24 protein-coding genes are annotated in these 21,562 nt (G+C 54.6%); 16 read left to right on the top strand and 8 right to left on the bottom strand.

Annotated features, from left to right (window positions below; genetic code table 11):
* Window positions 1–70: 70 nt before the first annotated feature.
* Complete coding sequence (argD, locus tag FNY10_RS22790) at window positions 71–1,291, top strand: bifunctional acetylornithine/succinyldiaminopimelate transaminase (RefSeq protein ID WP_100684413.1); 1,221 nt, start codon at window positions 71–73, stop codon at window positions 1,289–1,291.
* Here the strand turns inward: argD and FNY10_RS22785 are convergent.
* Window positions 1,281–3,359 (bottom strand): YccS/YhfK family putative transporter, encoded by a 2,079-nt coding sequence (locus tag FNY10_RS22785; protein WP_160704475.1) that lies wholly within the window; start codon window positions 3,357–3,359, stop codon window positions 1,281–1,283. The genes argD and FNY10_RS22785 overlap by 11 nt on opposite strands.
* Before the next feature lie 51 nt (window positions 3,360–3,410).
* Complete coding sequence (crp, locus tag FNY10_RS22780; protein WP_000242758.1) at window positions 3,411–4,043, bottom strand: cAMP-activated global transcriptional regulator CRP; 633 nt, start codon at window positions 4,041–4,043, stop codon at window positions 3,411–3,413.
* Between the two features lie 306 nt (window positions 4,044–4,349).
* Between crp and FNY10_RS22775 the strand changes: the two genes are divergently transcribed.
* The gene (locus FNY10_RS22775) at window positions 4,350–4,754 is read left to right on the top strand and encodes an OsmC family protein (protein ID WP_100684410.1); all 405 of its coding nucleotides are present in this window, start codon (window positions 4,350–4,352) and stop codon (window positions 4,752–4,754) included.
* 60 nt (window positions 4,755–4,814) lie between these two features.
* On the opposite strand, the gene FNY10_RS22770 is transcribed toward FNY10_RS22775, so the two are convergent.
* The 5 genes from FNY10_RS22770 to FNY10_RS22750 all read right to left on the bottom strand — a co-directional run bounded on the left by FNY10_RS22770 (window position 4,815) and on the right by FNY10_RS22750 (window position 9,633).
* Window positions 4,815–5,681 carry a phosphoribulokinase gene (locus tag FNY10_RS22770; protein ID WP_100684409.1) on the bottom strand — a complete coding sequence of 289 codons (867 nt, stop codon included), beginning with the start codon at window positions 5,679–5,681 and terminating at the stop codon, window positions 4,815–4,817.
* 36 nt (window positions 5,682–5,717) lie between these two features.
* Window positions 5,718–5,936, bottom strand: a complete 219-nt coding sequence (locus FNY10_RS22765) for a YheU family protein (protein ID WP_004868412.1) — start codon at window positions 5,934–5,936, stop codon at window positions 5,718–5,720.
* Window positions 5,933–6,955 (bottom strand): hydrolase, encoded by a 1,023-nt coding sequence (locus FNY10_RS22760; RefSeq protein WP_100684483.1) that lies wholly within the window; start codon window positions 6,953–6,955, stop codon window positions 5,933–5,935. The genes FNY10_RS22765 and FNY10_RS22760 overlap by 4 nt, the downstream gene beginning before the upstream one ends.
* Window positions 6,956–7,162: 207 nt before the next feature.
* Entirely contained in the window at window positions 7,163–7,615 is a 453-nt protein-coding gene (locus FNY10_RS22755; protein ID WP_100684482.1) for an ester cyclase, read from the bottom strand.
* A 113-nt stretch (window positions 7,616–7,728) separates the two neighbouring features.
* On the bottom strand, window positions 7,729–9,633 hold the full coding sequence (locus tag FNY10_RS22750; RefSeq protein WP_160704335.1) for an ABC transporter ATP-binding protein: 1,905 nt from the start codon (window positions 9,631–9,633) through the stop codon (window positions 7,729–7,731).
* 173 nt (window positions 9,634–9,806) lie between these two features.
* Here FNY10_RS22750 and kefG point away from each other — a divergent pair, with 173 nt between their 5' ends.
* The 4 genes from kefG to slyD all read left to right on the top strand — a co-directional run bounded on the left by kefG (window position 9,807) and on the right by slyD (window position 13,055).
* Window positions 9,807–10,370 carry a glutathione-regulated potassium-efflux system ancillary protein KefG gene (kefG, locus tag FNY10_RS22745; protein ID WP_160704337.1) on the top strand — a complete coding sequence of 188 codons (564 nt, stop codon included), beginning with the start codon at window positions 9,807–9,809 and terminating at the stop codon, window positions 10,368–10,370.
* Window positions 10,357–12,162, top strand: a complete 1,806-nt coding sequence (gene kefB / locus FNY10_RS22740) for a glutathione-regulated potassium-efflux system protein KefB (RefSeq protein WP_160704339.1) — start codon at window positions 10,357–10,359, stop codon at window positions 12,160–12,162. Before kefG ends, kefB begins: the two co-directional genes overlap by 14 nt.
* A gap of 13 nt (window positions 12,163–12,175) precedes the next feature.
* Window positions 12,176–12,376, top strand: coding sequence for a YheV family putative zinc ribbon protein (locus FNY10_RS22735; protein ID WP_015585624.1), 201 nt, complete (start codon window positions 12,176–12,178; stop codon window positions 12,374–12,376).
* Window positions 12,377–12,470: 94 nt separating this feature from the next.
* Complete coding sequence (gene slyD, locus FNY10_RS22730; RefSeq protein WP_160704341.1) at window positions 12,471–13,055, top strand: peptidylprolyl isomerase; 585 nt, start codon at window positions 12,471–12,473, stop codon at window positions 13,053–13,055.
* A gap of 188 nt (window positions 13,056–13,243) precedes the next feature.
* Here the strand turns inward: slyD and FNY10_RS22725 are convergent, their stop codons facing one another.
* Window positions 13,244–13,462: a protein SlyX gene (locus FNY10_RS22725; protein ID WP_100684404.1), complete on the bottom strand. Its 219-nt coding sequence runs from the start codon at window positions 13,460–13,462 to the stop codon at window positions 13,244–13,246.
* 222 nt (window positions 13,463–13,684) lie between these two features.
* Between FNY10_RS22725 and fkpA the strand changes: the two genes are divergently transcribed.
* The 10 genes from fkpA (at window position 13,685) to bfd (ending at window position 21,541) form a co-directional block, all read left to right on the top strand.
* The gene (fkpA, locus tag FNY10_RS22720) at window positions 13,685–14,515 is read left to right on the top strand and encodes an FKBP-type peptidyl-prolyl cis-trans isomerase (protein WP_100684403.1); all 831 of its coding nucleotides are present in this window, start codon (window positions 13,685–13,687) and stop codon (window positions 14,513–14,515) included.
* Between the two features lie 357 nt (window positions 14,516–14,872).
* The gene (locus FNY10_RS22715; protein ID WP_004868391.1) at window positions 14,873–15,595 is read left to right on the top strand and encodes a helix-turn-helix transcriptional regulator; all 723 of its coding nucleotides are present in this window, start codon (window positions 14,873–14,875) and stop codon (window positions 15,593–15,595) included.
* Window positions 15,595–15,981: a sulfurtransferase complex subunit TusD gene (tusD, locus tag FNY10_RS22710; protein ID WP_100684402.1), complete on the top strand. Its 387-nt coding sequence runs from the start codon at window positions 15,595–15,597 to the stop codon at window positions 15,979–15,981. Before FNY10_RS22715 ends, tusD begins: the two co-directional genes overlap by 1 nt.
* Entirely contained in the window at window positions 15,981–16,340 is a 360-nt protein-coding gene (gene tusC, locus FNY10_RS22705; protein WP_100684401.1) for a sulfurtransferase complex subunit TusC, read from the top strand. The genes tusD and tusC overlap by 1 nt, the downstream gene beginning before the upstream one ends.
* A 7-nt stretch (window positions 16,341–16,347) precedes the next feature.
* Window positions 16,348–16,635, top strand: coding sequence for a sulfurtransferase complex subunit TusB (gene tusB / locus FNY10_RS22700; RefSeq protein WP_131049117.1), 288 nt, complete (start codon window positions 16,348–16,350; stop codon window positions 16,633–16,635).
* A gap of 124 nt (window positions 16,636–16,759) precedes the next feature.
* Window positions 16,760–17,134, top strand: a complete 375-nt coding sequence (gene rpsL / locus FNY10_RS22695; RefSeq protein ID WP_002920115.1) for a 30S ribosomal protein S12 — start codon at window positions 16,760–16,762, stop codon at window positions 17,132–17,134.
* Window positions 17,135–17,229: 95 nt separating this feature from the next.
* Complete coding sequence (gene rpsG, locus FNY10_RS22690) at window positions 17,230–17,700, top strand: 30S ribosomal protein S7 (RefSeq protein WP_004106370.1); 471 nt, start codon at window positions 17,230–17,232, stop codon at window positions 17,698–17,700.
* A 96-nt stretch (window positions 17,701–17,796) separates the two neighbouring features.
* Window positions 17,797–19,911: an elongation factor G gene (gene fusA / locus FNY10_RS22685; protein WP_100684399.1), complete on the top strand. Its 2,115-nt coding sequence runs from the start codon at window positions 17,797–17,799 to the stop codon at window positions 19,909–19,911.
* A gap of 70 nt (window positions 19,912–19,981) precedes the next feature.
* Window positions 19,982–21,166 carry an elongation factor Tu gene (tuf, locus tag FNY10_RS22680; protein WP_047663733.1) on the top strand — a complete coding sequence of 395 codons (1,185 nt, stop codon included), beginning with the start codon at window positions 19,982–19,984 and terminating at the stop codon, window positions 21,164–21,166.
* Window positions 21,167–21,346: 180 nt separating this feature from the next.
* Window positions 21,347–21,541, top strand: a complete 195-nt coding sequence (bfd, locus tag FNY10_RS22675; protein ID WP_004868381.1) for a bacterioferritin-associated ferredoxin — start codon at window positions 21,347–21,349, stop codon at window positions 21,539–21,541.
* Window positions 21,542–21,562 lie beyond the last annotated feature (21 nt).

The following is a 21,562-nucleotide window of genomic DNA, read 5'->3' as shown; positions in this document are numbered from 1 at the left end:
GATTTTTTATGCATATTTTGTGATTAGATTATCACAATAATGACCGCATAACGAAGAAGGATGGCATGACATGGCAACTGAGCAACCGGTAATTACCCGCGCCACATTCGATGAAGTTATTCTGCCGATTTATGCACCGGCAGAATTCATCCCGGTCAAAGGTAAAGGTAGCCGCGTATGGGATCAGCAGGGCAAAGAGTACGTTGATTTCGCGGGCGGGATTGCGGTGACGGCGTTAGGTCATTGTCATCCGGCTCTGGTCGCGGCGCTGCATGAGCAGGGCGAAACATTGTGGCACACCAGCAATGTCTTTACCAACGAGCCGGCGCTGCGTCTGGGTCGCAAGCTGGTGGAGTCCACCTTCGCCGAGCGCGTGGTGTTCATGAACTCCGGCACCGAAGCGAACGAAACGGCGTTCAAGCTGGCGCGCCACTACACCATTACCCGTCACAGCCCGTATAAGACCAAAATCATCGCCTTCCACAATGCCTTCCACGGTCGTTCACTGTTCACGGTATCGGTGGGTGGGCAGGCAAAATATTCTGATGGTTTCGGCCCGAAACCGGCGGACATTATCCATGTGCCGTTTAACGATCTGCATGCGGTTAAAGCGGTAATGGACGATCATACCTGCGCGGTGGTCGTGGAGCCGATTCAGGGAGAAGGCGGCGTGATGGCGGCAACGCCGGAGTTTCTGAAAGGATTACGCGAACTGTGCGATGAGCATCAGGCGCTGCTGGTATTTGATGAAGTTCAGTGTGGGATGGGGCGGACCGGTTCGCTGTTTGCATACATGCACTATGGCGTGACGCCGGATATCCTTACCAGCGCCAAAGCGCTGGGCGGCGGCTTCCCGATCAGCGCCGTATTGACCACCCACGATATTGCCAGCGCATTCCACGCTGGTTCCCACGGTTCGACCTATGGCGGTAACCCGCTGGCCTGCGCCGTGGCCGGGGCGGCATTTGACCTGATTAATACCCCGGAGGTACTGGAGGGGGTGAGTGCGAAGCGCGCGCTGTTTGTGCAGCATCTCCAGCAAATTGACGCCCAGTTTGACCTGTTCAGCGATATTCGCGGTATGGGACTGTTGATTGGCGCGGAGCTTAAGCCGCAGCACAAAGGCCGGGCTCGCGATTTTCTTTATGCCGCGGCAGAGGCGGGCGTGATGGTGCTGAATGCCGGGCCGGATGTGATGCGTTTCGTCCCTTCGCTGGTCATTGACGAGAAGGATATTGCCGAAGGCATGGCCCGCTTTGCCCAGGCGGTACAGCAGGTGCTTAGCGCTTAACTGCGCGTAACCAGATGCCGTGATGCGGGCGCTGACGCCATGCCACCGAGGAGATGGTGTGCATGGTGTTCAGATGATCGAGGATCCGCTGCAGATGTTGCTCCATCGTACTTAATGGGCCACGGCTCACTCCCACATCCTGCGACTCCATAATATTCACATCGCCAGCGCTGCCGGGGCCGTCGGTATCCAGCCGCTGCTGGCAACGCTGGAGCGCAATCTCACAAGATTCTAGATAGCGTCGGGCCAGCTCCGGCGTCAGCATCGTATGCTCGCGGGCCAGGGTGGTCATGGCGTTGATATGCTCAACAATAAACTGGCTATGGGTAACCCATAGCTTCATATCGTCAAGATAATGAGTGTTAAACCCGGGTTCCTGCATGGCCTGATTCAGCGAGTTATACAGCGAGTTATGTGCCTGATTGACGCGCATCCGGCGATAGGCCAGCGCCGGGGCCTGATGCTCGTCGCTGAGAATCAGCCGGAGCGCTTCCTGATCGGCTTCCAGCGCGTCGTGAGCATTCTTACGCAGCAACCCGCTTTGCCATTGCGGCCACAGCCAGACCATGCCGCCAAAGGCGATAAGGCAGCCGATAAGCGTATCGATAAGCCTGGCGACAATATACTGCTCGCCGTTGAGCGTCAGAAGCTGCAGGGTATACACCGCCGTCACGGTAAAGCCAACCATCGCCCAGCCGTAATGTTTGCGAATAATCAGGTAGCTCAGCAGCGTGACGAGCAGCATCGCGGAGAGCGTATAGCCCTCCGGGACGTGAAAGTGCAGCGCCAGGCCGGCGATGGCCAGACCGGCAAGGGTACCTGCCGCCCGATGGACAATACGTACCCGCGTCGCGCCATAGCCGTTCTGGGTCACAAAAAGCACTGTCATCAGGATCCAGTAAGGTTTGGGCAGGTTCAGGGCGCTTCCCATCAGGCTCGCGGCCGTTAACATCACGCAGATACGGGCGGCGTTACGTAACGCCGGCGATTTCAACGAGAGATAGTTCTTTAGCGCGGGCAGTAGCGGCAGACGGCGCTCTTTATCCGCCATCAGGTCGCGAGCATACAGCGGGCGCTGGGTGCGCAGCACCCGGGCTATTCGGCTGAAGTGCCAGGCGCAGAACTGCCCTACCGGGTTGTCGGGATGCTGCCAGGCAATTTTCTCCAGTGCGCCGATTTGCTTATCCATATGAAAGCGTTGCGGATAGCGGTGGTAGAGAATGTCATCGGCCACTACCCGCAGGCGGGCGGCAACGGTTTGCGCGTTCCAGCGGATCACCGCTTCGGCATGGCTGCGCTCCACCAGTTTTTGTACTTCTTCCGGTTGGTGCAGGCTGACGGAGATATGTTCCTGTAAATCCAGCGCCATCTGAAACACCCGCAGCAGGCGCTTGTGGTCGTTGCGCTGGTTTGCCGCCAGCATATGCATCTGCTGGTAGCATTGGGTGATCAGGTCCACCACCTTCTGCTGGCGCGTGAGCAACGGCGGCAGCGAAGTGCCCGGATCGATGTGCTGGGTCAGCAGGCTGTATTTGGCTTCGCAGTAGTTAGCCAGCTCCCGATAGAGCAGGCTCAGCGATTCACGCAGCGGCTGCTCGCGCCATAGCCAAAACCAGAACCAGCTAAACAGGCCGTACCACAGCGTCCCGAGGGCGTAGATCAGCAGCGGCTCCCAGACGGGCATATTGCCGGCGAGGCTCAGGGTGAAGATAGCGGCAATGAGCGAAGCGGGCAGTAGCCTGGCGTGCAGAGAGCTGATCTCCGCCGTTACGCCGAGCAGCAGCGTCAGGCCACTGAGAATCAAGGGCAGCGGGATGTCCTGCTGAAGAAGAAGCTGGACAACCAGACTACAGCCGGCAAATAACGAACCGCCAATAATCAGACGCTTAAAAAAGCGTTTGTGCGGGGTATCCAGACCGGCGACGTTACAGCAGGCGGGTACCAGCGAGAACAACAGACCTTGCTGTAAGTGCCCGAGGAGGAGGCCTGTTGCAACCGGCAAGCACAACACCAGCGTTTGCCGCAGTGCATAGTTGACTTCCGGGTGGTAAATCAGCCTGCGCCACATAGGGGAAACAAAAACGGCGTATTGCGGACGCAACACGCCGTTTTTATCGACTTAACGGGTACCGTATACGACGATAGTTTTACCGTGGGCGGAGATCAGATTCTGATCTTCCAGCATCTTCAGGATACGGCCAACGGTTTCACGGGAACAACCCACGATCTGACCGATTTCCTGGCGGGTAATTTTAATTTGCATACCATCAGGGTGGGTCATCGCATCCGGCTGTTTTGCCAGGTTCAGCAGCGTCTGAGCGATGCGCCCGGTGACGTCGAGGAAGGCAAGGTTACCCACTTTTTCTGAGGTCACCTGCAGACGGCGAGCCATCTGCGATGACAAGCGCATCAGGATATCCGGGTTAACCTGAATGAGCTGACGGAATTTTTTGTAGGAGATTTCGGCCACTTCACATGCGGTTTTCGCACGTACCCAGGCGCTACGCTCCTGGCCTTCTTCAAACAAGCCTAATTCACCGATGAAATCGCCCTGGTTGAGGTAAGAGAGGATCATCTCTTTACCTTCTTCATCCTTGATGAGCACAGCCACAGAGCCTTTGACGATGTAGTACAACGTTTCTGCTTTTTCACCCTGGTGGATCAGCGTGCTTTTAGATGGGTACTTATGAATGTGGCAATGAGACAAGAACCATTCGAGGGTAGGGTCTGTTTGCGGTTTGCCAAGCACCATGCGCGGTTATCCTCTGTTATAAGCTATCTCCGGGTGCCGACACTACACGGCATCCGGGCATGCAATCGTATTGTTTCCCTATGCCTGGGAAACGGGCTGGTGATTTTTCTTCAGCCTGTAATGTGAACTCCTCTGCATACATGCAGTACATCAATGTAATACTGTAGCATCCCGACTGTTTTAGCATAGCTTTTGCCGCATGTCTCCTGGTGTCTCGCTTCAGCATGATGCAGGTCGCCTTCCGTTGCGAGAATTGTTATGTACGCGTAATCTGTCAGGAAAATTGCAACCTTGGAGTTAAATTTTATGCAAGCTCGTGTTAAATGGGTGGAAGGGTTAACCTTCATCGGAGAGTCGGCGTCAGGTCACCAGATTCTGATGGACGGCAACTCCGGAGATAAAGCGCCAAGCCCGATGGAGATGGTGCTGATGGCGGCGGGCGGATGCAGCGCTATTGATGTCGTGTCTATTTTGCAGAAAGGTCGCCACAACGTGACTAACTGTGAAGTCAAGCTGACGTCTGAACGTCGGGAAGAGGCGCCGCGCCTGTTTACCCATATCAATCTGCATTTTATCGTCACCGGCAAAGAGCTGAAAGAGGCGGCCGTTTCCCGTGCGGTGGATCTGTCGGCGGAGAAATACTGCTCGGTGGCGCTGATGCTGCAAAAAGCGGTGAACATCACCCACTCGTTTGAGGTGGTGGAGGCGTAATGCCAGATACCCGGTGGCGCGAGCGTACCGGGTTGACACCGTTTTGTCGTGCCGCTCAATTTAAATCGCTTTGCCTTCCATCAAGCGCTCCACCAGCGGCGTCATGATGAGCTCCATCGCCAGCCCCATTTTCCCGCCCGGCACCACCAGCGTATTGATATGTGAGATAAACGAACCCTGCAGCATCGCCAGCAGCCAGGGAAAATCGATATCCCGCAGGTTGCGGAAGTGGATCACCACAAAGCTTTCATCCAATGACGGGATGCCCTTCGCCGCAAACGGGTTGGAGGTATCGACGGTGGGAACGCGCTGGAAGTTGATATGGGTGCGCGAAAACTGCGGTGTGATGAAATTGATATAGTCTTCCATTGAACGGACCACGGAATCCATCACCGCTTCGCGGGAGTGGCCGCGTTCGCTGGTATCGCGGATGAGCTTCTGAATCCATTCCAGGTTAACGATAGGCACCACGCCGACCAGCAGGTCGACATTCTGCGCAACGTTATACTGCGGCGTGACAACCCCGCCGTGCAGCCCTTCATAAAACAGGACATCGGTCGGTTCCGGTAGCGGTTGCCACGGTGTGAATGTACCCGGCACCTGATTCCACGGCACCGCTTCATCATAGGTGTGCAGATATTTGCGCGACTGGCCGCTACCGTTACGCCCGTACTCAAGGAAGGTGTTTTCCAGCAGACCAAAGTCGTTGGCTTCCGGGCCGAAATAGCTGATGTGTTTGCCCTGATCGCGCGCTTTGCGGATCGCCATGTCCATTTCCGGGCGGGTATAACGATGGAAGCTGTCGCCTTCCACCTCAGCGGCACGCAGGTTTAGCTGGGCAAAAATTTTACGAAAGGCGAGGCTGGTGGTCGTGGTTCCCGCGCCGCTGGAGCCCGTGACGGCAATCACCGGATGTTTGGCAGACATAACAACTCCCAGATTAAAACGATGTGTGGTGCCGCCTTAGCCGTGAAACTGCTTGCGGGGCATGATGTTGACCGTCTCGTGCAGTTCTGACCACACCAGTACGGCTTCTCCGCTTTTCAATTGCTGTTTGACGTCGGCGACTTTATCCGCCAGCGAGCGTTCATGTTCACCATAATCGGTGCCTTCACGCAACACAAAGCTTTCGATCAGGTTATCCAGCGTTTCGGGATCCAGATCGTGCCAGGGAATAATCATTTTTGTGCTCCCAACCAACGGGTTAACCAGTCCGGGATACGCCTTTCCAGCCACATTTCCGGTTTGCGCAGCGTGCCGCCAACGAATCCGACGTGTCCGCCATTTTCTGTCAGCTGATACTCGACGTTTGCCGGGAGCTGTTCTTGTGGCGGAATGGAGTGGTGGTCCATAAACGGATCGTCTTTCGCGTGAATGATCAGCGTCGGTTTCGTAATGTCGCTGAGCCGCGGCATGGCGCTGCACTGGCGATAGTAGTCCAGCGCATCGGCAAAACCGTGAATCCTGGCGGTGATCATATCGTCAAACTCGCGGATGCGGCGCATGCCTTTAAGCTGGCGCAGATCGACCGGGAGCGAACCGGGATAGGCTTTCAGCTTACGCGCGGCGTTGGCCTTTAACAGATTGAGCAGATAACGTTGATAAACCCGGGAAAAGCCCTTGTCCATATGATAGCTGCAGGCTTCGAGCATGAACGGGGCTGAGACGATAACCGCGGCATCCAGCGGGACATTATCGCCTTCTTTGGCCAGCAGGCAGCCCAGCATATTGCCGCCCAGCGAATAGCCGACGGCGGCGGTCGGCGCCGTGCCCCATTCGCGTTGTAGCCAGTGCAGGAACCAGCTGCCATCTTCGGTTTCACCCGAGTGATAGATGCGGTTATTGCGGTTGGGTTCGCCGCTACAGCCGCGAAAATGCATCACCACGCCCAGCCATCCGCGCTGCATGGCCGCATGGATAAGACCATGAGCATAGGGGCTGTGCAGGCTGCCTTCCAGCCCGTGGAACACGACCAGTCGCGGTTTGTGTTGCGCCCCGGCGGGGTCTTCGCTCCACGCCAGATCGACAAAATCACCGTCCGGGAGTTCAAGGCGCTGCCAGTGCGGCGTGAATCCCAGCTTACGGCGAATCAGGCGCGGCAGCATGGTCTGCAGATGACGATTGCCCACGCCGCGCATAGGGTGGAACTCGCGCGAGTCGTCTTCGGGGGGCGTCATTTCTGTGGGGGTGATTTCTACCATAGCACCAGAGCAGTTAATCATCTTATAAAACAGTATACCGCGCATGAAGTACGCAGGTTATCCAATATGTGGTCTTGCGGCCTGTGCTATAGGTTACACGAAATTGCCGCCGGATGATGAGTGCTTACGGGATAAGGAGGGTCCGCAGCCCGGGAAGGCGATAAGGGGGCACAGCCACCGCCCGGCGCAAATGGCTGTGAGACCGGCTCAAAACATGCTGTTGCCGCTGGCGGTTTTTTCCGGAACCGTCTGAATAACATCCCAGTGTTCAACGATCTTGTTCTGCGCATCGAGGCGGAAAATATCGATAATCGCCCGGGTGACGCCCGGCTCGCGGCCGGTGGACGCAACGTGCAGAACGACATAGTCGCCGTCGACAATCACGCGTTTAATCTCGCTGTGAGAGTCGGGGAATTTGTCTTTCAGAAAGGCGATGAATTGACGAAAGCCTTCGGGCCCATCCTTCGCGCCAGGATTATGCTGGATATACTCCTTTCCGAGGTAGATTTTTGCGGCATCAAAGTCTTTATCGTTCAGCGCTTTATTATAAAAAGCGATGACGTTTTCTTTGTTCTTTAATTCGCTCGCGGTGTAGGCGGCAAAGGCGGAGTGGGTCAGGGCGCAAAGCAGTGAGAGGGAGATAAGCGTGTTTTTTACCATGGCAATGCCTCTTCGCAGATGAGTGTTACGGTTTTTAGCCGGGGGCAGATAACGGCGCATTCCCATAACCCGGCGCCGCTGCGTTTATGCCCCCTGCTTTAGCATAACCGGCTCTAGCCTTCCTGCAGCATCTGCTCCAGCTGCTCTTGTGCTTCCAGCCAGGCCATTTCACACTCTTCCAGACCTGATTTGGCACTGGCCTGTTGCTGTAGACAGGTGGTCAGCTCCGCTTTGCGCGAGGCGTCATACAGCCCGCTGTCGCCGAGCTTCTCTTCCGCCTGAGCGAGCTGCGCGTTGAGCTTATCCATCTCTTTCTCAAGACGGGTAATCTCTTTGCGCAGCGGTTGCGTGAGCGTCCGTAACTCCGCTTCCCGACGTTTCTGGTCTTTGCGGGCCTGGGCGTTGTTACCGCTCTCTTTCGCCACGTCAGACGACGAGCTTTCCTGCTTCTGCGAGTCGCTGAGCCACTGCTGATAATCTTCCAGGTCGCCATCGAACGGTTCGACTTTGCCGTCATGCACCAGATAGAGATCGTCGGTGGTAGAGCGGATCAGGTGACGATCGTGCGAGACCACCACCAGCGCGCCTTCGAAATCAATCAGCGCTTCGGTTAAGGCCTGACGCATATCGAGATCGAGGTGGTTGGTCGGTTCATCGAGCAGCAGAAGGTTAGGGCGCTGCCAGACGATTAACGCCAGCACCAGACGGGCTTTTTCGCCACCGGAGAAACGCTGCGTCTCTTCGTTGACCTTATCGCTCTGGAAACCAAACCCGCCGAGATAGTCGCGCAGCTTCTGCTCTGTCTCCTGAGGCGCCAGGCGAGCCAGGTGCTGCAATGGCGATTCGTCAGCGCGCAGGAACTCCAGCTGATGCTGAGCGAAGTAGCCGAGCTTAATGCCTTTAGCGAGGCCAATATCGCCGTGCAGCGGCTGGAGTTCGCCGGCCAGCAGCTTGATAAGCGTCGACTTGCCGGCGCCGTTACGCCCTAACAGGCCAATGCGCGAACCGGGCACCAGGTTTAGCTTGATAGAGTCCAGAATCACCCGTTCGCCATAGCCAGCGCTGACTTTTTCCATTTTCAGCAGCGGGTTTGGCAGGCTCTCCGGCGCGCGGAAACTAAAGTGGAACGGGTTATCGACGTGAGCCGGGGCGATAAGCTCCATGCGTTCCAGCATTTTAATACGGCTTTGCGCCTGCTTGGCTTTGGTAGCCTTGGCGCGAAAGCGGTCGATATAACTTTGCAGATGCGCGACGCGCAGCTGCTGGCTTTCATACATCGACTGCTGCTGTGACAGGCGGGTTGCGCGCTGTACTTCAAATGAGCTGTAGTTGCCAGTGTATTCGAACATTGTTTGCTGTTCGATATGGATAATTTTATCGACGATCGGATCGAGGAAGTCACGATCGTGAGAGATCAGAATCAGCGTGCCGGTGTAGCCTTTCAGCCATTTCTCCAGCCAGATGACCGCATCGAGATCGAGGTGGTTGGTCGGTTCATCGAGCAGCAGCAGATCGGAACGGCAAATCAGCGCCTGGGCGAGGTTCAGACGCATCCGCCAACCGCCGGAAAAGTCGCTGACCGGGCTTTCAAGCTGTTCATTGCTGAATCCCAGCCCGTGCAGCAGGCTGGCGGCGCGCGAACGGATAGTCCAGGCATCGATGGCGTCCAGTTTACCGTGCACCGTCGCGATAGCGTGGCCGTCATTGCGCTCATTGGCCTGGTGTAAATCGGCTTCGAACTGGCGATATTCGCGATCGCCATCAATAACATAATCAATGGCTGGCTGCGCCAGCGCAGGAGTCTCCTGATTAACCCACGCCAGCTGCCAGTTACCCGGAAAGGTCATACTGCCGCCGTCGGCGCTAATCTCGTTTTTCAAAAGCGCTAGCAGCGTGGATTTGCCGCAGCCGTTTTTGCCCACCAGGCCGACCTTCTGGCCAGGATTGATGGTAGCGGTGGCGTTGTCCAGAAGGACCCGTACGCCGCGACGAATTTGTAACGAGGAGAAAACAATCATAAGGAGCCGTATGTTCTGACTATGTTAGTTTGTCATTATGATAATGTAATGTGGTAGCAAATTGCTCCACCGGGCCGCAATGGTAGCCCAAAACGAAGATGATACACAAAGTCATTCTGGTTGCGTCGGGACGCAGCCGTTGTACAGGCCACCAGAAGACGTTCGGGAGGGGAATGATGTCTCAGACAGCGAAGGTTTTGCTGCTGTATGCCCACCCAGAATCCCAGGATTCCGTGGCCAACCGGGTTTTACTTGAACCGGCTTTACAGTTGCCTAATGTCACCGTGCACGATCTCTATGCACACTACCCAGATTTTTTTATCGATATTGCCCATGAGCAGGAGCTGTTGCGCCAGCATGAGGTGATTGTTTTCCAGCATCCGCTCTACACGTGGAGCTGCCCGGCATTGCTGAAGGAGTGGCTGGACAGGGTGCTGACCCGCGGCTTTGCCAGCGGCGCCGGAGGGAACCAGCTGGCGGGAAAGTACTGGCGTAGCGTGATCACCACCGGTGAGCCCGAGAGCGCCTACCGACGTGATGCTAATCGCTATCCCATGAACGATGTCCTGCGTCCATTTGAACTGACTGCCGGCATGTGCCGGATGCACTGGATGAGCCCGATTATTGTCTACTGGGCTCGCCGGCAATCGCCTGATGACCTGAAAAATCACGCGCGCGCGTATCGCGACTGGCTGGCGAACCCTATCGCGGCAGGAGGCATAAATGGAGGGCGCTGATCTGCTGTTAGCGGGGGTATTATTTCTGTTTTCTGCCGTAGTGGCGGTACCGCTGGCCGCCCGGCTGGGCATCGGCGCGGTATTAGGCTATCTGCTTGCCGGAATTGCCATTGGCCCGTGGGGGCTGGGATTTATTAGCGATGTCGATGAGATTTTGCACTTCTCCGAACTGGGCGTCGTGTTCCTGATGTTCATCATCGGGCTGGAGCTGAATCCGGCGAAGCTCTGGCGCCTGCGCAGTTCCATTTTTGGCGTCGGGGCGGCGCAGGTCATGCTCAGCGCGGGTATTCTCGGCGGATTACTGATGGCGACCGGCTTTTCCTGGCAGGCGGCGGTGGTCGGCGGTATTGGGCTGGCGATGTCGTCCACGGCAATGGCGCTGCAGCTGATGCGTGAGAAAGGAATGAGTCGCAGCGAGTCCGGGCAGCTGGGTTTTTCCGTGCTGCTGTTTCAGGATCTGGCCGTGATCCCTGCGCTGGCACTGGTACCGCTGCTGGCTGGCTCCGGGGATGGCCATCTTAACTGGGTGACCGTCGGGCTGAAGGTTCTGGCCTTCGGTGGGATGCTGATTGGCGGCCGTTTTCTGCTACGACCTGTTTTTCGATTTATCGCTGGCTCCGGGGTGCGGGAAGTCTTCACCGCCGCAACGCTGCTGCTGGTGCTGGGCTCGGCGTTGTTTATGGACGCGCTCGGTCTGTCTATGGCGCTCGGTACCTTCATTGCCGGCGTGCTGCTGGCTGAAAGCGAGTATCGCCATGAGCTGGAGATCGCCATTGAGCCGTTTAAAGGGCTCTTGCTCGGGCTGTTCTTTATTTCCGTCGGCATGGCATTGAATCTGGGCGTGCTCTACACCCACTTACTGTGGGTAGCGGCAAGCGTTGCCGTGCTGGTGGCGGTAAAAAGCTTCGTGCTGTACGGTCTGGCTCGGGTATACGGGGTGCGTAGCTCGGAACGGATGCAGTTTGCGGGGGTGTTGAGCCAGGGGGGCGAGTTTGCGTTTGTGCTGTTTTCACTTCCGGCCTCGCTGCGGCTGTTCGAAGACGATCAGATGGCGCTGCTGCTGGTGACGGTCACGCTCTCGATGATGACGACGCCGTTGCTGATGACGCTTATCGATCAAATTCTCTCCCGACGCTTTAACCAGCCGGAAGAGGAAGATGAAGCGCCGTGGGTTGAGGACGATAAACCGCAGGTGATTATTGTCGGCTTTGGCCGCTTCGGACAGGTTATTGGCCGTTTGCTGATGGCCAATAAGATGCGGATCACCGTGCTGGAGCGCGATATCAGCGCGGTTAACCTGATGCGGAAATATGGCTATAAGGTCTATTTTGGCGATGCGACGCAGCTGGAACTACTGCGCTCGGCGGGGGCGGAGGATGCGCAGTCGATTGTTATCACCTGCAACGAGCCGGAAGATACCATGAAGCTGGTGGAGATGTGCCAGCAACACTTTCCGCATCTGAATATCCTGGCGCGCGCCCGGGGTCGTGTTGAGGCGCATGAATTGCTGCAGGCCGGCGTGAAACAATTTTCGCGTGAAACGTTTTCCAGCGCGCTGGAGCTTGGGCGCAAAGCGTTGATTACCCTGGGCATGCATCCGCATCAGGCGCAGCGTGCTCAGCTGCACTTCCGTCGTCTGGATATGCGTATGCTGCGTGAGTTAATGCCCGTGAATACTGATACGCTGCAGATATCACGCGTGCGGGAGGCTCGCCGCGAGCTGGAAGAGATTTTCCAGCGCGAGATGCAGAAAGAGAGCAGGCAGCTTGACGGTTGGGATGAGTTTGAATAAGGGGCAAATCATGATGGCAGTGCGTAAACGTTTTATTGCCGGCGCAAAATGTCCGGCGTGTCAGGCGCAGGATTCTCTGGCAATGTGGCGTGAGAATAATGTCGATATTGTTGAGTGTGTTAAGTGTGGCCACCAGATGCGTGAGGCGGATAAAGAGGCGCAGGAGCACGTACGCAAAGATGAGCAAGTGATTGGCATTTTTCATCCGGACTAGCGTTATCCGTCGCCTTTTTTTAAGCTAGAGGGTACACGGCTGCAGAATTCCGCTACAATCTGCGCCACTATTCTTCCCATGCTCAGGAGATATCATGAAAGTAGCAAAAGACCTGGTGGTCAGCCTGGCCTATCAGGTACGTACAGAAGACGGTGTGTTGGTTGATGAGTCTCCGGTAAGCGCGCCGCTGGACTACCTGCATGGTCACGGCTCCCTGATTTCCGGCCTGGAAAATGCGCTGGATGGCCATGCAGTGGGCGACAAATTTGACGTAGAAGTCGGCGCGAACGATGCGTACGGCCAGTACGACGAAAATCTGGTTCAGCGTGTTCCTAAAGACGTCTTCATGGGCGTTGATGAACTGCAGGTTGGCATGCGCTTCCTGGCGGAAACCGACCAGGGTCCGGTACCGGTTGAAATCACCGAAGTGGATGACGAGCACGTCGTGGTTGACGGTAACCACATGCTGGCTGGCCAGAATCTGAAGTTCAACGTTGAAGTTGTTGCGATTCGCGAAGCGACTGCAGAAGAGCTGGAGCATGGTCACGTGCACGGTGCCCACGGCCACGAGCATGACCACGATCATGAAGGTTGCTGCGGCGGTCACGGCCATGATCACGACCACGGTCATGAACATGGCAAAGGCGGTTGTGGTAACGGCGGCTGCGGCTGTCACTAATACCCGTCTGCCTTTCAAGCCGCAGGCGCGTTAGCCTGGCTTTCAAACCCCGGTGACATCGTTCTCTATGCTGCCGGGAGTTCTCAAGCCTGCCGCCGTTCTGCGACTCGAAATTCTCAGGGTATTTAATCCGGTAGACATAGCGCTGCCGGAGACAATCAAGCGGGGAAACCCGCTTTTTTTACGCCTCAATAATGTGGCGGGGGCGTTTCTTCTGCCTGTGATGCGATATGCGATGCCTGGGTGGCTTTCAGTTTTTCAACCATCAGGCGCATATGTTCACGCATCTTCGCCATTTCTATCTCATGGGCGGTGACGGTCTTGTTGAGGTCTTCAATGGTGATTTCCTGAAACGCCAGCCGGCTTTCCAGCTCCGCCAGGCGAGTCTCCAGTGTACTGTCGTGCATGAGTAACCTCTTCTGTCTTATCTCGCGAGCGGATTCTACTCAACTTTCACCCTTCGCGCAGCAACCTCGCGTAAGACAGGAAACTTATTTATACAAAAATAGTCTGAAAACTGGCGATATTCAGGAAGGTCTGTATGTAGATTTGCTCTGCAACGTTTTATAGTACCTTTTTTGCTTTTTACGATAACCCTGGGGTGAGATGCCCCGGCCCTGGAGAAATGGATGAAATCACTGTTTAAAGTAACGCTGCTGGCGACCACGATGGCTGTCGCCCTGAATGCACCGCTGACCTTTGCGGCTGATGCTGCCGCGAAGACGGCACCTGCAACGGATAGCAAAGCGGCATTTAAAAATGACGATCAAAAATCTGCTTATGCGCTGGGTGCTTCACTGGGACGTTACATGGAAAACTCCCTGAAAGAACAAGAAAAACTGGGTATCAAGCTGGATAAAGATCAGCTGATCGCCGGTGTTCAGGACGCTTTTGCGAATAAAAGTAAACTGTCCGATCAAGAAATCGAGCAGACCCTGCAAACCTTCGAAACCCGCGTAAAAACTGCTGCTCAGCAGAAAATGGAAAAAGACGCGACTGAAAACGATGCGAAAGGCAAAGCCTATCGCGACACCTTCGCAAAAGAGAAGGGCGTAAAAACCTCTAAATCTGGCCTGCTGTACAAAGTTGAGAAAGAAGGGACCGGCGACGCACCGAAAGACAGTGACACGGTTGTCGTGAACTACAAAGGTACGCTGATTGACGGTAAAGAGTTCGATAACTCTTACACCCGCGGCGAGCCGCTCTCCTTCCGTCTGGACGGCGTTATCCCGGGCTGGACTGAAGGTCTGAAAAACATCAAGAAAGGCGGCAAAATCAAGCTGGTTATCCCGCCGGATCTGGCTTACGGCAAAACTGGCGTCCCGGGTATTCCGGCTAACTCCACGCTGGTCTTCGACGTAGAACTGCTGGATATCAAACCGGCGCCGAAAGCCGATGCCAAGCCTGAAGCGGCGGCTGATGCCAAAGCTGACGCGCAAAGCGCAGACGCGAAGAAGTAATCTGGTTTACGCCGCCGCCGTTAAAGGCGGCGGCTTTTTTATTTGGGGCAGATATAATTAAAACTGGAAAGTGCCTCAAGCGCTGTATTACTTTAGTTAGCTTAATAATGATGATGAGCCTGCCCTGACAAGCTACACCTCATCCTTCAAGCTGCCTCTGCATTGGCTGCATCCGCTTATTCCAGTTACGCACTGGAGTCAGCCCTGAGACGGGATAAGAGACAGGTTTGCCTCTTGCCGCGCCAGCTTACGGCTGGTCAAATTCGTTGTGACGAATGTCTCGGACGTGCACCGTGGCGCACCTTGAACGGTTTTGTGTAAAAAATGACAGGCTCCTGAAAAGGAGTGCTTTTTTTCATGTCCAGGTCGCTTTTAACCAACGAAACCAGTGAGCTTGACCTGCTGGATCAACGTCCTTTTGACCAGACCGACTTCGATATCCTCAAATCCTATGAAGCGGTTGTGGACGGGTTAGCGATGCTCATTGGTTCCCATTGCGAGATAGTGCTGCATTCTTTACAGGATCTGAAATGCTCCGCCATCCGCATCGCCAACGGTGAACATACCGGGCGCCAAATCGGCTCGCCGATTACCGATCTTGCGCTGCGCATGCTGCATGATATGACGGGGGCCGACAGCAGCGTATCCAAGTGCTACTTTACGCGGGCCAAAAGCGGTGTCCTGATGAAGTCCGTCACGATTGCCATTCGCAACCGTGAACACCGGGTCATCGGCCTGCTGTGCATCAACATGAACCTGGATGTGCCGTTCTCACAGATAATGAGCACCTTTATTCCGCCGGAAACGCCGGAAGTGAACTCTCAGGTTAACTTTGCCTCGTCCGTTGATGATTTGGTCGCTCAGACTCTTGAGTTCACTATCGAAGAAGTCAATGCCGACCGCAATGTTTCCAACAATGCTAAAAATCGCCAGATTGTCCTGAATCTCTACGAGAAAGGGATCTTTGATATCAAAGATGCCATCAACCAGGTGGCCGATCGGCTGAATATTTCCAAACATACGGTCTATCTCTATATTCGTCAGTTTAAGAGCGGCGATTTCCAGGGGCTGGATAAGTAATGCGTTTTGCCATTACGGTGACGGGCCCTGCCTACGGTACGCAGCAGGCCAGCAGCGCCTGGCAGTTTGCCCAGGCCGTGTTGCAAGAGGGTCATGAGCTGGCCTGTGTCTTCTTCTATCGTGAAGGCGTCTACAACGCAAACCAGCTGACTGCGCCCGCCAGCGATGAATTTGACCTTGTCCGCGCATGGCAGCGGCTACATGACGATCATGCCGTCGCGCTGCACATCTGCGTGGCGGCAGCCCTGCGTCGCGGTGTCACCGATGAACAAGAAGCTCAGCAGGCGGGGTTGCCTGGTCATAATCTGCAGCCTGGATTCACGTTGAGCGGATTGGGTGCGCTGGCCGAAGCCTCATTAACCTGCGATCGGATGGTGCAGTTCTGATGAAACGCGTTGCCTTTGTTTTTTCTTCTGCCCCGCATGGTTCTGCTGCGGGTCGGGAAGGCCTGGATGCGCTGCTGGCGACTTCAGCGCTGAGCGATGAGATCGGCGTGTTCTTTGTCGGCGACGGCGTCTTTCAACTGCTGCCCGGGCAACAGCCGTCGGCGGTGCTTGCCCGCGATTACATCGCGACCTTTAAACTCTTGCCGCTGTACGATATTGACGCGTGCTGGATATGCGCAGCGTCCGCCCGCGAACGCGGCCTGAATGCCGGGACGTCGTGGGTCGTGGACGCCGGGTGGCTTGAGCCCGAAGCGCTGCGCGCCCGGCTTGATGATTTCAACGTGATTTTGCGTTTCTGAGGACTGAATGCTCCACACACTCAGCACGTCCCCGTGGCATACCGATCTCCGTACGATGCTGCGCCTGGTAAAGGATGGCGACGATCTCCTGCTGCTTTCCGATGGCGTGATTGCGGCCATCGCCGGCGGGCCCTTCCTTGAAATCCTGCAGTCTGCCCCCATAACCATTCATGCTCTGCAAGACGATATCGATGCCCGCGGGCTGGCTGGTCAAATTGCGGACAGTGTCGTCAGGGTTGGCTATACTGATTTCGTCAGAATGTCGGTCAAACATCCTGGACAGTTGTCCTGGTAATGGCGGGATCGTTGTATATTTCTTGACACCTTTTCGGCACCGCCCTAAAATTCTGCGTCCTCATATTATATGAGGCGATTTATTACGTGTTTACGAAGCAAAAGCTAAAACCAGGAGCTATTTAATGGCAACAATTAACCAGCTGGTACGCAAACCACGCGCACGCAAAGTTGCAAAGAGCAACGTGCCTGCACTGGAAGCCTGCCCGCAGAAACGTGGCGTATGTACTCGCGTATATACCACCACTCCTAAGAAACCGAACTCCGCACTGCGTAAAGTTTGCCGTGTTCGTCTGACTAACGGTTTCGAAGTCACCTCCTACATCGGCGGTGAAGGTCACAACCTGCAGGAACACTCCGTGATCCTGATCCGTGGCGGTCGTGTTAAAGACCTTCCGGGTGTTCGTTACCACACCGTTCGTGGTGCGCTTGACTGCTCCGGCGTTAAAGACCGTAAGCAAGCTCGCTCCAAGTATGGCGTGAAGCGTCCTAAGGCTTAATGGTTCTCCGTTAAGTAAGGCCAAACGTTTTATATTAATGTCAAACTAAACTCTTTGAGTTTTGGACAATCCTGAATTAACAACGGAGTATTTCCATGCCACGTCGTCGCGTCATTGGTCAGCGTAAAATCCTTCCAGATCCTAAGTTCGGATCAGAACTGCTGGCAAAATTTGTAAATATCCTGATGGTAGATGGTAAAAAATCTACTGCAGAAGCTATCGTATACAGCGCGCTGGAGACCCTGGCTCAGCGCTCTGGTAAAAATGAACTGGAAGCTTTCGAAGTCGCTCTGGACAACGTTCGTCCGACCGTCGAAGTTAAGTCCCGCCGCGTAGGTGGTTCTACTTATCAGGTTCCAGTTGAAGTCCGTCCGGTTCGTCGTAATGCCCTGGCAATGCGTTGGATCGTAGAAGCTGCTCGTAAACGTGGTGATAAATCCATGGCTCTGCGTCTGGCGAACGAACTTTCTGATGCTGCAGACAACAAAGGTACTGCAGTTAAGAAACGTGAAGACGTTCACCGTATGGCAGAAGCCAACAAGGCGTTCGCTCACTACCGTTGGTAATCCCTTCGGAGTCATAGTCACCAGGCGGGCGCTTCAGGTAAGTCGCCCGTGCTGGATAACTTAACTGAACGCCTAAAGAAATAAACGAGGAATCAAATGGCTCGTACAACACCCATCGCACGCTACCGTAACATCGGTATCAGTGCGCACATCGACGCCGGTAAAACTACTACTACCGAACGTATTCTGTTCTACACCGGTGTAAACCACAAAATCGGTGAAGTTCATGACGGCGCAGCAACCATGGACTGGATGGAGCAGGAGCAGGAGCGTGGTATCACTATCACCTCCGCAGCGACTACTGCATTCTGGTCTGGTATGGCTAAGCAGTATGAACCGCATCGCGTTAACATCATCGACACCCCGGGGCACGTTGACTTCACTATCGAAGTAGAACGTTCCATGCGTGTGCTTGATGGTGCAGTAATGGTTTACTGCGCAGTTGGTGGTGTTCAGCCGCAGTCTGAAACCGTATGGCGTCAGGCAAACAAATATAAAGTTCCGCGCATTGCGTTCGTTAACAAAATGGACCGCATGGGTGCGAACTTCCTGAAAGTTGTTGGTCAGATCAAAACCCGTCTGGGCGCGAACCCGGTTCCGCTGCAGCTGGCAATTGGTGCTGAAGAAGGTTTCACCGGTGTTGTTGACCTGGTGAAAATGAAAGCCATCAACTGGAACGAAGAAGACGCAGGCGTCACCTTCACCTATGAAGATATCCCGGCTGACATGCAGGACCTGGCTGACGAATGGCACCAGAACCTGATCGAGTCCGCTGCAGAAGCTTCAGAAGAGCTGATGGAGAAATACCTGGGTGGTGAAGAACTGACTGAAGAAGAGATCAAAAAAGCTCTGCGTCAGCGTGTTCTGAACAACGAAATCATCCTGGTAACCTGTGGTTCTGCATTTAAGAACAAAGGTGTTCAGGCGATGCTGGATGCGGTAGTTGACTACCTGCCATCCCCGGTTGATGTACCTGCGATCAACGGTATTCTGGACGACGGTAAAGATACTCCGGCTGAGCGTCATGCTAGCGATGACGAGCCGTTTGCTGCTCTGGCATTTAAAATCGCTACCGACCCGTTCGTGGGTAACCTGACCTTCTTCCGCGTTTACTCCGGTGTGGTTAACTCTGGTGATACCATCCTGAACTCCGTGAAATCTGCACGTGAGCGTTTCGGTCGTATCGTACAGATGCACGCTAACAAACGTGAAGAGATCAAAGAAGTTCGCGCGGGCGACATCGCTGCTGCTATCGGTCTGAAAGACGTGACTACTGGTGACACCCTGTGTAACCCGGATCACCCGATCATTCTGGAGCGTATGGAATTCCCTGAGCCGGTAATCTCCATCGCTGTTGAACCGAAAACCAAAGCTGACCAGGAAAAAATGGGTCTGGCTCTGGGTCGTCTGGCGAAAGAAGACCCGTCATTCCGCGTATGGACTGACGAAGAATCTAACCAGACCATTATCGCCGGTATGGGTGAGCTGCACCTCGACATCATCGTTGACCGTATGAAGCGTGAATTCAACGTTGAAGCGAACGTCGGTAAACCTCAGGTTGCTTACCGCGAAGCGATTCGTGCGAAAGTTACCGATATCGAAGGTAAACATGCCAAGCAGTCTGGTGGTCGCGGTCAGTATGGTCATGTTGTTATCGACATGTACCCGCTGGAGCCGGGCTCAAATCCGAAAGGATACGAGTTCATCAACGACATCAAAGGTGGTGTAATTCCTGGCGAATACATCCCGGCCGTTGATAAAGGCATCCAGGAACAGCTGAAAGCTGGTCCGCTGGCAGGTTACCCGGTAGTTGATCTCGGTGTGCGTCTGCACTTCGGTTCTTACCATGACGTTGACTCCTCTGAACTGGCGTTTAAACTGGCCGCTTCTATTGCCTTCAAAGATGGCTTTAAGAAAGCGAAACCAGTTCTGCTTGAGCCGATCATGAAGGTTGAAGTAGAAACTCCGGAAGAGAACACTGGTGACGTCATCGGTGACCTTAGCCGTCGTCGTGGTATGCTGCGTGGTCAAGAATCCAACGTTACTGGCGTTGTGATTCACGCTGAAGTTCCGCTGTCTGAAATGTTCGGATATGCAACTCAGCTGCGTTCCCTGACCAAAGGCCGTGCTTCTTACTCCATGGAGTTCCTGAAGTATGATGACGCGCCGAACAACGTTGCTCAGGCCGTAATTGAAGCCCGTGGTAAATAAGCCGTAGGGTTAAAACCAAAATCCCGTGCTCTCTCCTGAAGGGGAGAGCGCTATAGTAAGGAATATAGCCGTGTCTAAAGAAAAATTTGAACGTACAAAACCGCACGTCAACGTCGGTACTATCGGCCACGTTGACCATGGTAAAACTACTCTGACCGCTGCAATCACTACCGTTCTGGCTAAAACCTACGGTGGTTCTGCTCGCGCATTCGACCAGATCGATAACGCGCCGGAAGAAAAAGCTCGTGGTATCACCATCAACACTTCCCACGTTGAATATGACACCCCGACTCGCCACTACGCACACGTAGACTGCCCGGGCCACGCCGACTATGTTAAAAACATGATCACCGGTGCTGCTCAGATGGATGGCGCGATCCTGGTTGTTGCTGCGACTGACGGCCCGATGCCGCAGACTCGTGAGCACATCCTGCTGGGTCGTCAGGTAGGCGTTCCGTACATCATCGTGTTCCTGAACAAATGCGACATGGTTGATGACGAAGAGCTGCTGGAGCTGGTTGAAATGGAAGTTCGTGAGCTGCTGTCTCAGTACGACTTCCCGGGCGACGACACCCCGATCGTTCGCGGTTCCGCGCTGAAAGCGCTGGAAGGCGAAGCAGACTGGGAAGCGAAAATCATCGAACTGGCTGGCTACCTGGATTCTTACATCCCGGAACCAGAGCGTGCGATTGACAAGCCGTTCCTGCTGCCGATCGAAGACGTATTCTCCATCTCCGGTCGTGGTACCGTTGTTACCGGTCGTGTAGAGCGCGGTATCATCAAAGTGGGCGAAGAAGTTGAAATCGTTGGTATCAAAGACACTGCTAAGTCTACCTGTACTGGCGTTGAAATGTTCCGCAAACTGCTGGACGAAGGCCGTGCTGGTGAGAACGTAGGTGTTCTGCTGCGTGGTATCAAACGTGAAGAAATCGAACGTGGTCAGGTACTGGCTAAGCCGGGCTCAATCAAGCCGCACACCAAGTTCGAATCTGAAGTGTACATTCTGTCCAAAGACGAAGGCGGCCGTCATACTCCGTTCTTCAAAGGCTACCGTCCGCAGTTCTACTTCCGTACAACTGACGTGACTGGCACCATCGAACTGCCGGAAGGCGTAGAGATGGTAATGCCGGGCGACAACATCAAAATGGTTGTTACCCTGATTCACCCGATCGCGATGGACGACGGTCTGCGTTTCGCAATCCGTGAAGGCGGCCGTACCGTTGGTGCGGGCGTTGTTGCTAAAGTTCTGAGCTAATTCTTTAGTTCTGAATTAAAAAGGGCGCTTCGGCGCCCTTTTTGCTGCCCGTCATTTAACGTCGACCAGAATGACGTTGAGACGCAAAAAGAGCTTCTCTTTGATTATTTAAGCAACACACTATTGTAATTATAACTATTCTCATTTACACTTTTGAGCATAAATCGAACGGGAGTCGGTATGTACGTTTGTTTGTGTAATGGTGTAAACGATAAAAAAATTCGTCAGGCCGTACGTCAATTTCATCCACAGTCTTTTCAGCAATTGCGCAAATTCATTCCTGTTGGAAATCAATGTGGTAAATGTGTCCGCGCCGCCCGTGAGATTATGGAAGATGAATTAACTCGTATGCCGGAATACCAGGAGAGCGCTTAAGAGCTCAGGCTTTTCTTTGAC

The organism is Klebsiella sp. Lac1 (assembly GCF_009825425.1).
GTDB classification, from domain to species: domain Bacteria; phylum Pseudomonadota; class Gammaproteobacteria; order Enterobacterales; family Enterobacteriaceae; genus Klebsiella; species Klebsiella electrica.
This window is presented reverse-complemented; position numbering and strand designations above follow the sequence as displayed.

Coding starts and splice junctions, on each gene's coding strand:
- tusD (WP_100684402.1), top strand. CDS start 15,595: ATGCGTTTTGCCATTACGGTGACGGGCCCTGCCTACGGTACGCAGCAG.
- FNY10_RS22775 (WP_100684410.1), top strand. CDS start 4,350: ATGCAAGCTCGTGTTAAATGGGTGGAAGGGTTAACCTTCATCGGAGAG.
- fkpA (WP_100684403.1), top strand. CDS start 13,685: ATGAAATCACTGTTTAAAGTAACGCTGCTGGCGACCACGATGGCTGTC.
- kefB (WP_160704339.1), top strand. CDS start 10,357: ATGGAGGGCGCTGATCTGCTGTTAGCGGGGGTATTATTTCTGTTTTCT.
- bfd (WP_004868381.1), top strand. CDS start 21,347: ATGTACGTTTGTTTGTGTAATGGTGTAAACGATAAAAAAATTCGTCAG.
- argD (WP_100684413.1), top strand. CDS start 71: ATGGCAACTGAGCAACCGGTAATTACCCGCGCCACATTCGATGAAGTT.
- tusB (WP_131049117.1), top strand. CDS start 16,348: ATGCTCCACACACTCAGCACGTCCCCGTGGCATACCGATCTCCGTACG.
- rpsL (WP_002920115.1), top strand. CDS start 16,760: ATGGCAACAATTAACCAGCTGGTACGCAAACCACGCGCACGCAAAGTT.
- FNY10_RS22765 (WP_004868412.1), bottom strand. CDS start 5,936: ATGATTATTCCCTGGCACGATCTGGATCCCGAAACGCTGGATAACCTG.
- FNY10_RS22755 (WP_100684482.1), bottom strand. CDS start 7,615: ATGGTAAAAAACACGCTTATCTCCCTCTCACTGCTTTGCGCCCTGACC.
- FNY10_RS22750 (WP_160704335.1), bottom strand. CDS start 9,633: ATGATTGTTTTCTCCTCGTTACAAATTCGTCGCGGCGTACGGGTCCTT.
- slyD (WP_160704341.1), top strand. CDS start 12,471: ATGAAAGTAGCAAAAGACCTGGTGGTCAGCCTGGCCTATCAGGTACGT.
- FNY10_RS22770 (WP_100684409.1), bottom strand. CDS start 5,681: ATGTCTGCCAAACATCCGGTGATTGCCGTCACGGGCTCCAGCGGCGCG.
- FNY10_RS22735 (WP_015585624.1), top strand. CDS start 12,176: ATGGCAGTGCGTAAACGTTTTATTGCCGGCGCAAAATGTCCGGCGTGT.
- fusA (WP_100684399.1), top strand. CDS start 17,797: ATGGCTCGTACAACACCCATCGCACGCTACCGTAACATCGGTATCAGT.
- kefG (WP_160704337.1), top strand. CDS start 9,807: ATGATGTCTCAGACAGCGAAGGTTTTGCTGCTGTATGCCCACCCAGAA.
- rpsG (WP_004106370.1), top strand. CDS start 17,230: ATGCCACGTCGTCGCGTCATTGGTCAGCGTAAAATCCTTCCAGATCCT.
- FNY10_RS22785 (WP_160704475.1), bottom strand. CDS start 3,359: ATGTGGCGCAGGCTGATTTACCACCCGGAAGTCAACTATGCACTGCGG.
- FNY10_RS22725 (WP_100684404.1), bottom strand. CDS start 13,462: ATGCACGACAGTACACTGGAGACTCGCCTGGCGGAGCTGGAAAGCCGG.
- FNY10_RS22715 (WP_004868391.1), top strand. CDS start 14,873: ATGTCCAGGTCGCTTTTAACCAACGAAACCAGTGAGCTTGACCTGCTG.
- crp (WP_000242758.1), bottom strand. CDS start 4,043: ATGGTGCTTGGCAAACCGCAAACAGACCCTACCCTCGAATGGTTCTTG.
- FNY10_RS22760 (WP_100684483.1), bottom strand. CDS start 6,955: ATGGTAGAAATCACCCCCACAGAAATGACGCCCCCCGAAGACGACTCG.
- tusC (WP_100684401.1), top strand. CDS start 15,981: ATGAAACGCGTTGCCTTTGTTTTTTCTTCTGCCCCGCATGGTTCTGCT.